This window comes from Microbulbifer maximicatervae (SeqCode), from assembly GCF_052467695.1.
This window is the reverse complement of the sequence record NZ_CP174320.1, coordinates 1844630-1857745: the sequence shown is the minus strand read 5'-3', so window position 1 is coordinate 1857745 and position 13116 is coordinate 1844630. Positions and strand designations below refer to the sequence as shown.

The window sequence follows — 13116 nt, the reverse complement described above, 5'->3', positions numbered from 1 at the left end:
TCCGATTGACTTTCACCGCGTTGTTAACAGGGAGAAATAGATTCGTGAACCAGGACCAGAATGCCCCCTTGCGGGAAGATGTACGCCTGCTGGGTGAAGAACTCGGCGCAGTATTACGAAACCAAGTTGGCGAGCCACTATTTGATACCGTTGAAAATATTCGTCAGGCGGCCGTTGAAAGCCGCAGCAAAGGGGCTATGCAGGCCGACCACTTGCGAGAGCTACTCGACCCCCTGGATGATGCGACCCTATTGGAAGTTGCCCGGGCATTCAGCCAATTTCTAAACCTGGCCAATATTGCCGAACAGCGCCATCGCGAGAGACTGCACCGCCAGCACCAGCGCTTTCCCGGAGATCCCGATACTGACCGCGGCCTGCGACAGGTACTGGCGGAGTTAAGCAAAGCGGGTAAGTCTCCCGAGGAAATCCACGGAACACTTAAAGAGCTATCCGTAGAACTGGTCCTAACCGCTCATCCCACCGAAGTGACACGCCGTACCCTAATTCGCAAATACGATCGAGTCGCAGACCTGCTCAACACACTGGACAGGCCCGACCTGACCCCAGAAGAATCCCAGGATTTACGTCGCCACCTACAAGAGCAGATCCTTTCTGCCTGGAGCACAGACGAGATCCGCCGCTCCAGGCCCACCCCAGTTGATGAAGCCAGGTGGGGCTTTGCCACCATTGAACAATCCCTGTGGCAGGCACTTCCCAGAAGTATGCGGGAAATAGACAGTGAATTGGCCCTGGCCAAGCTGCCCCCATTACCGGTGGATTGGGTTCCCATCCACTTTGCCTCTTGGATGGGGGGAGACCGGGACGGCAACCCCAATGTCACCGCGAGCGTCACCCGGGAAGTCCTGCACCTAGCCCGCTGGATGGCCGCCGACCTCTATCTGCGCGATGTGGAAAACCTGCTCGCAGATTTGTCCATGCATCGCGCCAGCGAAGAACTTTTACAGCGCACTGGCCCCAGCCACGAGCCCTATCGCCTGGTGCTGCGCCAGGTTCGCGACCGTCTCAAAATAACCCGGGAAAAAATGGAGGCCCGCATTGGTCGACGCGCAGAGCCTTCCGGCCTCGCGTTTACCAGCAGCGAGCAGCTGGCCGACGAGCTGCGACTGATCGACCGCTCCCTGCGCGCTGTGGGCCTCTCAGCCATCGCCGATGGCCAACTTAAAGATACCCTGAGGCGACTCAACTGCTTCGGCATCACTTTATTGCGCTTGGATATACGACAGGAATCCACCCGCCACGCTGACACCCTGGATGCCATTACCCGCTATCTGGGTATGGGCAATTACAGCAGTTGGAGTGAAGAGGAGAAACAGGAGTTCCTGGTGTCCGAGCTGGACAGCCGCCGCCCACTGGTGGACGAAAGCTTTTACCGCAGTGACTTTTGTGACGAAGAGGTAAGCGAGGTCTTACAGACCTGCAAGGTCATTGCCGAACAGGGTCCCGAGGGATTAGGTGCCTACGTTATCTCAATGGCAACCACACCTTCCGATGTTCTCGCAGTAATGCTGCTGCAAAAAATTGCCGGGGTACAGGTGCCAATGCGAGTGGTTCCCCTGTTTGAAACCCTCGACGATCTCGATGGTGCAGCTACCACAATGAGTACCCTGCTGAACATCCCCCTCTACAAGCAGCGTGTCCTAGATGGCCAGGAAGTGATGATCGGCTACTCGGACTCCGCCAAGGATGCTGGCTTCCTGGGCGCTGCCTGGGCACAGTACCGCACACAGGAAGCTCTCACCGGAATATTCCGCAACCACGGTATCCCCCTAACTCTGTTTCACGGCCGGGGCGGCTCCATATCCCGGGGCGGCTCGCCTACTCGTATGGCCCTGCTGTCGCAACCACCGGGATCAATAGCCGGGCGTATTCGCGTTACCGAACAGGGAGAAATGATTCGCTTCAAATACGGCCGTCCCTCTGTAGCCGCCTACAACCTGGAGCAGTATGTCGCCGCAACTCTGGAGGCGACACTGATGCCCCCGGCAGAGCCGCGTTCGGAGTGGCGCGCAGAGATGGACCGGCTCACGGAAGTCTCCGTCGGCAACTATCGGGAAGTCGTGCAGGATGATCCAGCCCTGGTGGCTTACTTGCGCACTGTCACCCCGGAAACCGAGCTGAGCCGCCTGGCCCTGGGCAGCCGCCCGGCAAGGCGTAAACCCGGTGGCGGTGTCGAATCACTGCGGGCGATTCCGTGGGTGTTTGCCTGGACCCAGATACGACTGATGCTACCGGCCTGGCTGGGCACTGGCGCCGCCTTGGAGAATGCCCTGAAGCACGCAGATGAAACTGATATCTTGCGGGATATGAGCCGCCAATGGCCCTTTTTCCAAGGCGTTGTGGATATGCTAGAAATGGTACTGGCCAAGGCCGATCCCCGCGTTGCCTCCTGGTACGAAGAACGACTCACCCAGGATGCAGACCTAATCCAACTGGGTGTCAGTTTGAGAGAGCGACTGGCTCACACCGTAGAGGCCCTAAAACAGCTTACCGGGCGGGAGAGCTTGTTGGATAACAATCCCGTAATGCGCTGGTCCATCCGCGTGCGCGATCCCTACACTGACCCTTTGCACCTATTGCAGGCCGAGCTGATGGCACGTTTGCGCGAACGGGAAAGTGATGCGGTATTGGAAAGTGCGTTGATGGTCACTATCGCGGGGATTGCAGCGGGCATGCGCAATACGGGTTAAAAGACCCTGATACAGGGATTTGAGGCCTGCTCTTTTCACAATAGCAGGCCCCCAAGCAATCAGAACCTGCCGGTAAGTGCCATCACGAACAGGTCTGCCGGCAACTGCTCTCCATTCACCTCCAACTGGCCACGATTGACCTTGAGGTACATTTGCAGCTCACCCTTGTCTTCGATCAGCAGGCCATAATCTCGCAGAAGCATTGCCTGACCTACCAGGGGGGACTGCAAGAGCGCCTGCTCTGCAGCGCTAACGGTCATACTACCTACCAGCGGTTTGAGCCACTGATCGATCTCACTGGCACCTCGGCGGGAGGATTTGCGCATACCCCGCCAATCGATATCAGCATCTACTAACACCGGGCCATTGCGAGATTGAATCGCCAGCTGTTGCTCCAGGCGCAGCGGGCGGCTCATTTCACGGGCCCAATTCCGCTCAGGGGCCGGCAACAATACGCGCAGGTAGTGCCCCAGATCCGCAGTCTTAATTCTCGGCAAAGTCATCTGCTGGCGCACAGAGGTAATCGGTGTTGCCGAGTCCACGGTGGGGAGCTTCAGGTCACTGATAACTGTCAGGGTCTGTGCCGCCAATTCTTCCAAGGTCAGGTCCAGGGTAACATCGCGCAATTGAACCGGCCCGGAATCTGATTCTGCCCTCAGCAACGACAAGCGCAGCTCCGCATTACCGCCCTCGCCGGGCATATATTCAAACTCGCCTTCAAGGGGCTCGGTAAACAGTACTTCGATACCTTCGCGAATATGGCGCAAGCTTCCCAGCTCCACGACACCGTTCAGCACAGCTCCGGTGTAATCCGTAGATACGGCAATCTCCCCACCGTCAAACTCCAGCTCCCCGAGTGGGCCAGTATTTTTGAAAGGGTCTAAGCGGAGGGTATTCAGCACCCGGTTGTCGGCGGTAACCAGGGTCTCCAGAACTACCGGACTCGCCTGTAAAGCGCCATAAATGGACTCCAATTGAGCGCGCAATTCAGGCTGTAGTTGATCCAGCTCCAGCCGGGTCTCGGTATAAACCACACCCAGGCGCGGCCCCTTAGAGGTAAGCAACACCGGCCCATGATGGATCTCTGTATTGAGCTGGGTAGTGCCATCCGGCAATGCCACTTCAGTATTGGTTTCAGCACCAAACCATCCGCGTTCGTAACCCGTGGAATTCCCCCCCTGCAAGCGGCCCAACTGCTGCTTCCAAATTTCCTCTACTTTGGGGCCGATAAAACCCGGCGCAGCCAGCGCAGATATCACCATTAGGGCAAGCACAATAAATAGAAGTGAACGCAGTAGTTTCATAAAAAATCATCTAGCGAAGGGGTTTGCGCCGATGGTATCAGATTATGCAGCTATTAGTGCGACAAGAGCCTCGTTACTTGGTACGAGTGCTGAACATTCATCAACCACGGCATAAGGACCTACGACCCATTTCTAAAGAGCAGAATCTCGGCTTGTAAATTAGTAAATCTATATTTCAAAAGCTCTGATCAAGCCTAAGAAGAGGGGGTTGTAAGCGGCCATAAATTGAAATTGACCATTATGCTGGAGATCAGCTCACAAGTCTCTTGATCTCCTGTGGCACGCCTGAGTAACTTTATGGCTCGTTGACAGTTTTAAACAACAATGTAATTTTTTAAACCACCCTTTAACTTCCCCTTAATCAGAGCAATTTAAAATGGTAGGTAACAATCTATTTTTCTTGTATTTCAATCTAACCCAGATTCTTATCTCCACGATTTAGCTTTCTTACAAATACCTCAACAAAATAAAGGTCCTGATTACTATAAGAAAACCGCTATCTAGGAAATTTTTTGTTTTTTACCTATTCATGTAAAAAATAATTATTGAATTCATAACCGTTATCTCGATCGGATCTTAAAAGATACCTTTACAACAACCGAAACTTCCATTACCGCACGTTGGGACACTCCCCCAGTTTGAGTAGACTTGTGGCCAAACTAGGAGAAGGAGAAGACGTTATGCGATATCTTGTTTCAATGGTGCTCTTGTGTTCTCTCGCAGGTTTCAGTTATGCAGATGACCGCATGACGCGCCTCCCATCCAACGCTGAACCCGTGCAAATTCTCGGCAAGACTTATTATCAAAGTGGTAATACTTTCTATGCCTTTAATGAGCAGGGCCGTTATTTCTACAGAGTACAGCCCCCCACCTCTATTCGTAGTTATGAGAATCCCCGGGATATGTATATCCGCGGCTCACAACCTCGCCCCCAAACTTGGGGTCTGACTAGAGACCAGGTAGAAGGCTGTATGAATGCCGCTGCAGATATGGCAAATGCTAACCCTGCGGTAGGTGGTAAGATTTATATTCGCGAATATAACCGCTGTATCAGTAACTTGCGCTAGCCATTGTGGCTATATTTACTGCTACAAGGGGCCTTCGGGCCCCTTTTTTCAATCGTTATTTTTGTACAGTTACTAAACTAACAAGTCTTTCAACACACTAAAGCTATCAATCCTCTAATTTTAGAGCTGTGAAATATGCAAGCCGCTATTATCAGGTCTTATGGCAGCCCCATCGAAATTGCAGAGATGCCTAAACCTTCACCGGATAAAAATAGTATTTTAGTAAAGGTACAATCGGCCAGTATCAACCCCCTCGATAACTGGGCAATATCGGGGGCTTTACAAAATGTAATGCCTGTAAAAATGCCGCATATTGTCGGGTACGATGTTGCTGGGAAAGTAGTAGAAATTGGCAGCGCTGTCAGAAATTTTAAAATTGGCGATCTGATATTTGCACGCCCCGATACAAATCAAGCGGGTACGATTGCCGAATACACTTCAATCAAAGCAATGGACGCAGCTATCCGCCCCTGCAATCTTTCCAACAATGAGTGTGCCGCTTTCCCTCTCGTGGGTTTAACAGCCTGGCAATCTCTCATTGAAGTGGGAAAATTACAGAAAGGGCAAAGAGTTCTTATCCACGCCGGCTCCGGCGGAGTCGGTACTATCGCTATACAAATAGCCAAATATATTGGCGCCTTCGTAGCCACAACCACCAGTGATGCCAACTTTACATTAGTCAAACGGCTCGGTGCCGATACTGTTATCAATTATAAAACCGAAAAATTTGAGGAATTACTCGAGGAGTATGACCTTGTACTCGACTCTTTAGGCGGAGAAATATTAGAAAGTTCTGCCAAAGTTCTTAACAAACATGGTCTATTAGTATCAATCTCCGTCAAAGCTAAAGAGTTAGATACCTTAATTGAAAGGATGAGGCAGCGCCTCCAACTAGTTTATTCATGGCCAAGTGGCACTACACTCGCAGAACTTGCTTCATTACTTGAGAAAGGATTTTTAAAACCGGTCATTGATAGAGTCTACCCCATACATGAAACTCAAGCCGCACTTGACTACCTAAATAAGGGAAGAGCCAAAGGTAAAATAGTCATTGATGTGTTGCAGGGTAAATAACCTATAAGATAGGATTTCAACCTAGACTCAAAAAAACTGGAGCCCTAATGAAACGGATATTTCTATTTTTGGGTACCCTGCTTTCTACCGCCAGTTATGCACAAAACATGACTTTGGCCGAAGCTGCTCTGGAGCAAACCTATCATAAAGTACGCTACGATCCTGCTTATGTGTCTATTCCCTATCCAAATGGAGATGTGCCGGCTGATACCGGTGTTTGTACCGACGTAGTGATTCGATCATATAGGAAGCTGGGGATCGATTTGCAAAAAGAAGTTCACGAGGATATATCGGGTCATTTTCAAGCCTACCCGTCTAAACGCATTTGGGGACTTTCCAGGCCAGATAAAAATATTGATCACCGGCGAGTACCCAATCTACAGGCTTTTTTTACTCGCAAAGGGCTATCACTCTCAATAAGTGACAAGGCAGAGGATTATCTACCGGGGGACATCGTTACCTGGATGCTGCCCGGTAATTTACCGCATATCGGTATTGTGACTGCGAAACGCTCTCAAAAAACCAACCGGTACTTGGTCGCACACAATATCGGGGCTGGACCCGTGCTGGAAGATATCTTGTTTTCCTTTAAAATTACCGGGCATTACCGATACAACGCCGGCCAGGCAACCGAAAAGATTGAGTAGCGAAAAAACTACGCTATTGCCAAGCGATTACGGCCTTTCTTTGACCGGGATATGGAGAAACATTTCTGCTGTCGGGCTGGTAACCTGATATCTGGGTGGGTACAGCTCAAAGTCTGGCCTCTCAATATAGTCGTAATTGGACTTTGGCAACCAGCTTCCCCAAATATACTTCAATGTCTGTTCCAGGGTGGTAATAGATCCGCGGTGAACAAATTTTGCATATAGCTGCTCCGGTAGTTCCCGCGCCACCATACCCTCGGGTACCTGAGTCAGGTCGGCAACCGGCGCACAGCAGACATACTTAAACTGAATTTCATCACCCGCTTCCTCATAACATTCATAGATACCAAAAGATTCATCGCTGATACGATTGGGGATTTTATCCCTGTAGGGCCGAAATGCAGACCAGAGCTTTGGCAAGCTGAGATTTTCATGGTCGTATTCCTGCGCTACCCCCACCAATTGCATCGCTGGCCGCGAAATAATTTGTGGCTCCATGGACAACTCATTTTGCAAAAAGTGCAGCATATGAGGGCTAAATTGATCCTTATACAACAACCGAAAAGGATCCTGCTGCTTTCGATACTGTGCCGGGGTTACGTTAAATAAAGCTTTAAACGCGCGAGTAAACGCTTCTTGGGAGTCAAATTGGCACTCCATGGCAAGCTCAAGAATACCAATATCTTCACTCAACAACCTCTTTGCGGCGACGGTCAATCGGCGCTTACGCAAATACTCTTTCGGTGAGTCCCCCACTAATGCCTAAAAAATACGGCTGAAGTGGTAGGTGGAGTAATGAGAGGCAGCAGCGATTTCGTGAATAGAAATTTTGTCATATAGATGCTGCTCTACGAAGTTGATACTTTTAAAAAATCGCTGCATGAGAGGCTCCTTTACTCCCAGTCTACGTTGGGACGGTAAAATTTTCGAACAATACCTTCCCGGTTTAGTATGCCTTTAAATTAAATTCGCTCACTAGTGATAAAAAAGCGTAAATGGGCAAATGCTTTGTCCCTCAAAGGAATAATCGCCTGGTAGGCTGGATCATTAAAGAATGCATAGATCGCCTCCCGATCCGGAAAAGATACCACAACAAATGCCTTTGGTGACCGACCCCCGTCCAGGGCCTCTTCCACATCATAAGAGGCAATAGGCACCCCCCATACTGTTGCATTAATTGCGGAGCCAGACCTATATACTGCTGAAGAGCCTGCAATTCCTGTAAGTTTGGTGAAGACTCTATATGTAAAAATACTGGTAACAAAGTAATAACCTCTTAAGTGTAAATAAATTTTAGTTGCTTAACTAAGAGCTTCTAATGACTAACGTTGAGAGGCTACTCGCCTATGCCAAAAAACCAGAAGTGGAACTATCGCAAGCTCAATAATCGTAGGGGGTAAGACCTGATCATCCACCAATCCAAATTCCAGAATATTGCTTAAGCGGCCCAGACCGCCAATAAAGAGGGATAAAGCCACGAAGTAAAACAATGCTTTATGTTTTTCGATATTGCTCAGGAAATACAGTAAAACCAACCCCTGGGCAAAGAAAACACCAAAGGCAAATCGATATTGATTATCCCCAAATCCTCTCAAGGGGCTATCCGGGCCAAAAATCATAGCGCCACCACTCAGGACAGCACTGCCATTCAGCCCTCCAAATGCACTGATACCCCCGGGTACAAAACAGATCACCGCCAGCACTACCACTAACAATTGGAAAATTTTTTTTCTATAGAACTCGCCTGATTCATAGTGTCACCTTAGTTTGCCGTATTTGGAGTGATGACCTAATCATATTGGCCAGTAAGGCCCTATTTTTGATATTTCTTGCGGTCTTGGTATCCCACTAAGACAACAAGAAATATCAAAAGACGAGGCGCTTAACCACTTATCTTTCCCTCCAACAGCCGGGTATATCCATATCCGGGCACCAGTTCCCAATATCCACAGAGACAGAAAGATGATTAAGAGTGTTTTGATTACCGGAGCGAATGCAGGCTTAGGCAGGGAGTGCGCCAAGCAACTGGCGGAATACCAGCAGATCAACAAGATCTATCTCGGCTGCCGCAATCTGCACAAAGCCAAGGAAGCCCAGGCCGAGCTGGTGTCGGAAACAGGCAGGAATATCTTCGAAGTTTTTCTAATCGATGTCGCGGATCAACAATCTGTGAAAGAGGCAGTTAACAACCTGGACTCCCCAGTTGATGCTTTGGTTATGAATGCTGGCGGTACCGGGGGGAAAGAGTTTTACGACAAGACCCCCGAGGGAGTCACACAAATTTTCGCCGTCAACCTGCTCGGGCATGCACTACTGACTAACGAGTTACTGAAAGCCAATAAATTAACCCAGACTGCTATCTACGCCGGCTCTGAGGCCGCTCGCGGTGTAAAAGAGATGGGCATGAAGAGACCAGAGCTGAAAAGCGCCTCTGTGGAGGAGTTTATGCAGATCTGTGAAGGTGAACTCTATGCAAGCACCAAAGACGCTACGATACCCTATGGTCCGATAAAGTATATGGGCGCCCTGTGGATGTCCTCCATGGCGCGGGAATTCCCCCATATCCGCTTCGTAACCATGAGTCCAGGGGCTACTGTAGGCACAGAGGGCTTCAATACACTGTCGTTATTCAAGCAATATATGATGAAGGGCATGATGCAGATTATGCTGCTACTAGGCAAAGTCCACAAAGTAGAAATAGGCGCCAAGCGCTATATCGATGCCCTACTGGATACAAGATCCTTCCGCACAGGTATTTTTTACGGCAGTGAACGCGGGTTGACTGGACCTCTTGGTGAACAGCGGAAGCTTTTCCCGGACCTGGACAATCCTACCTATCAAGACAATGCCAAAACGGCGATCAATCGCTTTATCTAATGAAGGTTCGCATCTGGGAAGGGCCCTGTACACCCTTCCCTATCCCCAAGTTAACTCCACCGAAACCGCTTGTTTACCTATACTTGACTGTTAAATACTTACTGCTAAAAACAGCCAATGTTTCGGGTAATCTTTTCCCTGCTGTTGTTAATTCCCCTTGCCCTGACTGCTGCTGAAGATGTGGCTAAAGCAACACCCCTGCGGCTGCTGGATCCAGCAACTGTGGATAAGTTCGTCAATGAACTGCCAATACCCGTAGAAATCCGCCCTCAGGGCTCAGCCCCGATTAAACTACCCGCCCGTCCCACTGAAGTTTGGATGGGGCTACAGGATAAGGATGGCAAACGCATAATGACTAAGGCCTGGGGTTTTGAATATGCAGGTCGCATCCACTCTCCTGGCCCTACTATTCGCGCACGAGAAGGCCAACCGGTATTTGTACACTGGGCAAATGACCTACCGGGTCCGAATCTATTTCCTGTGGATCGATCCATTCACCTCGCCGACGTAAAAGATCCAAAAGCTGTACCTATGGTTATCCACCTTCACGGCGGGCATACAGAGTGGAAAAGTGACGGCAACCCCCTCGCTTGGTACACCCGCAATTACCGTGAGACGGGACCATTATTTGAGAAAAGGATTTACGAATACGACAACTCCCAGGATGCCGCCACTATCTGGTATCACGACCACACCCTGGGCATGACGCGCCTTAATGTTTACGCAGGTCTATTCGGTTTTTACCTGGTTGGCGATGACAATGAAGACCGCCTGATACAGGAGAAGCTGCTCCCTGCAGAAGAGCGCACTTTTGTAGCCGCTATTACAGACAGCTTGTTTAGCTCCGATGGGCAGCTGTATTTTCCTGGCTGGAGGGACCAGCCTCCATCACCGGTTTCCCATGAGGTGGTTAAGGCCAATTGGCCCAATCCGTCCCATCTCGACGAATTTTTTGGCAATTTTATTCTGGTAAACGGTATGACCTGGCCCAAAGTCAGTGTCACTCCACACGTCTATCGATTGCGATTACTCAACGCATCTGATACTCGCACACTGATACTCAGGATCGACGAAAATACACCCTTCGTACAAGTCGGCGGTGACGGCGGATTTCTCGATTACCCTGTAAAATTGAACGAGTTGATATTGGCACCCGCAGAGCGAGCAGATGTTTTAGTAGATTTCAGCGGTTATGAAGGACGTGAACTAACACTGCGAAACTTTGGACCGGATGTCCCTTTTAAAGGCTTTGTAGAGGCCAATGACCCAAAGAGTTCGATTCCACTTGTCTACAACCCGGGAGGTAAACGCGTATTAAGCGATGGACGCGGCGGCATCACACCAGCTACCGATCCAAATACTACAGGCCAGATCCTACAATTTCATATTGCTTCAACACCGATCCCCCCCCCTTCTAATAAACAGAAATCAGAGATTAAAAATACCACTGGAGATTTAAAACTCAGCCTAAATACTCCCTTGCGCACCCCACTTAATAGGCTTAACCAAGCCAGTCGCACACGACAACTTGCCACCTATCGGTTGGATGATCCCTATGGCCGCAATCTGCTCATGTTAGGTCCAGTAAAGGAGGGCTCCCTATTTTTTGAAGACCCTACTACAGAAATAATCCAACACAACGCCGTTGAGATCTGGGAAATATACAATCCTACAGTATCGGCTCATCCAATCCATATTCATCTGGTGGAATTCCAGGTACTGGACCGCCAGCCTTTTAAAGGAAAACTTATCCCCAAACCACAGAGATTTATGCACACAGGTGAAGTATTTCAGGGAGCACGACTGGAGATAGAATCTCTACAGGGAAAACCTCTTCCGCCACAGCCAGAAGAAAGCGGCCCCAAAGATACTGTCATCGCGCTTCCCGGCCAAGTGACCCGTGTAATTGCGCGCTTTGACCGCGAAGGCCTCTATGTATGGCATTGCCATCTGCTCTCCCATGAGGATTACGATATGATGCGGCCATTTAGGGTAATGGAATCAGAGCCAGTAAATAGCAACTAATCTACCAACCTTAATTCAATGCCTTAGACCAGCAAAAAAGCAAATAAATCAAAAAGCGTCTGACCGCCAGTTAGATCCGAATACGGCTTTAACTATTAAATTATAAATATAACACCAACAATAATCTTAACTTCCTCAAAGACATCTACATCTTCCACCACTTAAAAGCCAATTAAAACAACAGAACTTTAAAAATAAAATATCGATGAAACGCACCATCAATGGAAATTATAATTCATCAGCCGCACTTGAGAAATCAGCCCTACAAAGATGTTTACAGAAAATAATGAAAAAAATAAAAATATCAATTATTTGCTAAACAATAAGATATCTCCACCAATAGTGCCACGAAAACCAAACCTTAAGATATTAAAACATCTAGAGCAGTTCAGCATTGAGGGCAATAAAAGACACAACCTCCCTCAAAATCTGGACATACGTTCCACCAAGAAAAATCTCAAAAAGGAGAAAACTATATGCAAAAACATAAAATTATTTTATACTAAAATATAAACCATCAAATCAAAATATAATCATTCTGATTAAAACTAATCAAGAGATCCAGATGAAAAAATTTTTGACTGCAACTATATTACTTGCATTCTCCGCAAATGTTTTCTCTGCTGCTTGGACAGCAAAAATAACAAAGATCCAGGCCGAAGGCATTGGAGAGAACTATAATGTTTTATATCTTGATACCGATATAACTAACTCTATGTGTGAGAACACAAATGCACAAGATAGAATTACCATAGTAAATGAAGCCCAGCATAGCACTGCTCTTGCTGCGTTGATGGCAGGGAAAATTGTACAAGTTATGGAAAGTGGTACAAATTGTAATGAAGCTGGACTAGCCAACATAAATTATATAATGATTTACTCTGACAAATAAGCCGCTGCCGATGACCATTCTATTATTAGAAATAACGTTACTTGCACAAGCAACATCACAGAATAGAAAAACCACTTAATAGTTTCCATCCTATTTACAGAGAACCAAAAAATATTAGTTTTTATGAAAATGAAAAATTTATTCTCCGGACTACTACTCGCGCTACTATCCAGCACCAGTTTTGCATCAAGTACCATTGAGCCTAATAAAACTATCGAAGGCATTACTACCTATAAATATTATGCAGTAATTAAATTCTCACCAGATGCTAGCGGCGACGAATTAGGGGAAGACTGCTCATCTGGGTCAAGTAACCATGTAGTCATAGAGTTCGATCACAATGATGGAACAGACAATAATGACACTAAAGAGCAATTTTCATCACTTATGGCTGCATATTTTGCTAAATCTAATACCGTAGGTTTTGGAGTAGAGGGTTGCAGAGAGGGTAACGGAAATAACCACCCTCTGATTTATCGGGTAGATATCTGATCTTCAAGTTTGTAGTTTCAGGGCGGTGCT

The 13116-nt window shown here is 48.2% G+C and carries 12 protein-coding genes; 8 read left to right on the top strand and 4 right to left on the bottom strand.

Going from position 1 to position 13116, the window contains the following annotated elements:
• Positions 1 to 44: 44 nt before the first annotated feature.
• Positions 45 to 2708, top strand: coding sequence for a phosphoenolpyruvate carboxylase (gene ppc / locus ACJJI8_RS08015; protein ID WP_444934746.1), 2664 nt, complete (start codon positions 45 to 47; stop codon positions 2706 to 2708).
• A 59-nt stretch (positions 2709 to 2767) separates the two neighbouring features.
• Here ppc and ACJJI8_RS08010 read toward each other — a convergent pair whose 3' ends face one another.
• Entirely contained in the window at positions 2768 to 4012 is a 1245-nt protein-coding gene (locus tag ACJJI8_RS08010) for a DUF945 family protein (RefSeq protein WP_444934745.1), read from the bottom strand.
• A gap of 680 nt (positions 4013 to 4692) precedes the next feature.
• On the opposite strand from ACJJI8_RS08010, the gene ACJJI8_RS08005 reads away from it, so the two are divergent.
• The 3 genes from ACJJI8_RS08005 to ACJJI8_RS07995 all read left to right on the top strand — a co-directional run bounded on the left by ACJJI8_RS08005 (position 4693) and on the right by ACJJI8_RS07995 (position 6800).
• Entirely contained in the window at positions 4693 to 5079 is a 387-nt protein-coding gene (locus tag ACJJI8_RS08005) for a hypothetical protein (protein WP_282934530.1), read from the top strand.
• Between the two features lie 135 nt (positions 5080 to 5214).
• Entirely contained in the window at positions 5215 to 6153 is a 939-nt protein-coding gene (locus ACJJI8_RS08000; RefSeq protein WP_444934744.1) for an NADP-dependent oxidoreductase, read from the top strand.
• Between the two features lie 47 nt (positions 6154 to 6200).
• A complete protein-coding gene (locus tag ACJJI8_RS07995; RefSeq protein ID WP_444934743.1) occupies positions 6201 to 6800 on the top strand; it encodes a DUF1287 domain-containing protein in 600 nt (199 codons plus the stop codon).
• A 27-nt stretch (positions 6801 to 6827) separates the two neighbouring features.
• Here ACJJI8_RS07995 and ACJJI8_RS07990 read toward each other — a convergent pair whose 3' ends face one another.
• The 3 genes from ACJJI8_RS07990 to ACJJI8_RS07980 form a co-directional block, all read right to left on the bottom strand.
• Positions 6828 to 7556, bottom strand: a complete 729-nt coding sequence (locus ACJJI8_RS07990; protein ID WP_444934742.1) for an AraC family transcriptional regulator — start codon at positions 7554 to 7556, stop codon at positions 6828 to 6830.
• A 206-nt stretch (positions 7557 to 7762) separates the two neighbouring features.
• Complete coding sequence (locus tag ACJJI8_RS07985; RefSeq protein WP_282951820.1) at positions 7763 to 7957, bottom strand: DUF1330 domain-containing protein; 195 nt, start codon at positions 7955 to 7957, stop codon at positions 7763 to 7765.
• Positions 7958 to 8122: 165 nt separating this feature from the next.
• Positions 8123 to 8509 carry a DUF4345 domain-containing protein gene (locus ACJJI8_RS07980; RefSeq protein WP_444935155.1) on the bottom strand — a complete coding sequence of 129 codons (387 nt, stop codon included), beginning with the start codon at positions 8507 to 8509 and terminating at the stop codon, positions 8123 to 8125.
• A gap of 253 nt (positions 8510 to 8762) precedes the next feature.
• Between ACJJI8_RS07980 and ACJJI8_RS07975 the strand changes: the two genes are divergently transcribed.
• From ACJJI8_RS07975 to ACJJI8_RS07960, 4 genes are all read left to right on the top strand, one after another.
• Positions 8763 to 9677: an SDR family NAD(P)-dependent oxidoreductase gene (locus ACJJI8_RS07975; protein ID WP_444934741.1), complete on the top strand. Its 915-nt coding sequence runs from the start codon at positions 8763 to 8765 to the stop codon at positions 9675 to 9677.
• 117 nt (positions 9678 to 9794) lie between these two features.
• Positions 9795 to 11702, top strand: a complete 1908-nt coding sequence (locus ACJJI8_RS07970; protein WP_444934740.1) for a multicopper oxidase family protein — start codon at positions 9795 to 9797, stop codon at positions 11700 to 11702.
• Between the two features lie 565 nt (positions 11703 to 12267).
• Positions 12268 to 12594 (top strand): hypothetical protein, encoded by a 327-nt coding sequence (locus ACJJI8_RS07965; protein WP_444934739.1) that lies wholly within the window; start codon positions 12268 to 12270, stop codon positions 12592 to 12594.
• Positions 12595 to 12717: 123 nt separating this feature from the next.
• Positions 12718 to 13086, top strand: a complete 369-nt coding sequence (locus tag ACJJI8_RS07960; protein WP_444934738.1) for a hypothetical protein — start codon at positions 12718 to 12720, stop codon at positions 13084 to 13086.
• The last annotated feature ends 30 nt before the right edge of the window (positions 13087 to 13116 follow it).

What these genes read in the sequence shown, in the direction of transcription:
- ACJJI8_RS07975 (WP_444934741.1), top strand. Translation starts at nt 8,763, where the DNA reads ATGATTAAGAGTGTTTTGATTACCGGAGCGAATGCAGGCTTAGGCAGG.
- ACJJI8_RS07970 (WP_444934740.1), top strand. Translation starts at nt 9,795, where the DNA reads ATGTTTCGGGTAATCTTTTCCCTGCTGTTGTTAATTCCCCTTGCCCTG.
- ACJJI8_RS07965 (WP_444934739.1), top strand. Translation starts at nt 12,268, where the DNA reads ATGAAAAAATTTTTGACTGCAACTATATTACTTGCATTCTCCGCAAAT.
- ACJJI8_RS08010 (WP_444934745.1), bottom strand. Translation starts at nt 4,012, where the DNA reads ATGAAACTACTGCGTTCACTTCTATTTATTGTGCTTGCCCTAATGGTG.
- ACJJI8_RS08005 (WP_282934530.1), top strand. Translation starts at nt 4,693, where the DNA reads ATGCGATATCTTGTTTCAATGGTGCTCTTGTGTTCTCTCGCAGGTTTC.
- ACJJI8_RS08000 (WP_444934744.1), top strand. Translation starts at nt 5,215, where the DNA reads ATGCAAGCCGCTATTATCAGGTCTTATGGCAGCCCCATCGAAATTGCA.
- ACJJI8_RS07995 (WP_444934743.1), top strand. Translation starts at nt 6,201, where the DNA reads ATGAAACGGATATTTCTATTTTTGGGTACCCTGCTTTCTACCGCCAGT.
- ACJJI8_RS07960 (WP_444934738.1), top strand. Translation starts at nt 12,718, where the DNA reads ATGAAAATGAAAAATTTATTCTCCGGACTACTACTCGCGCTACTATCC.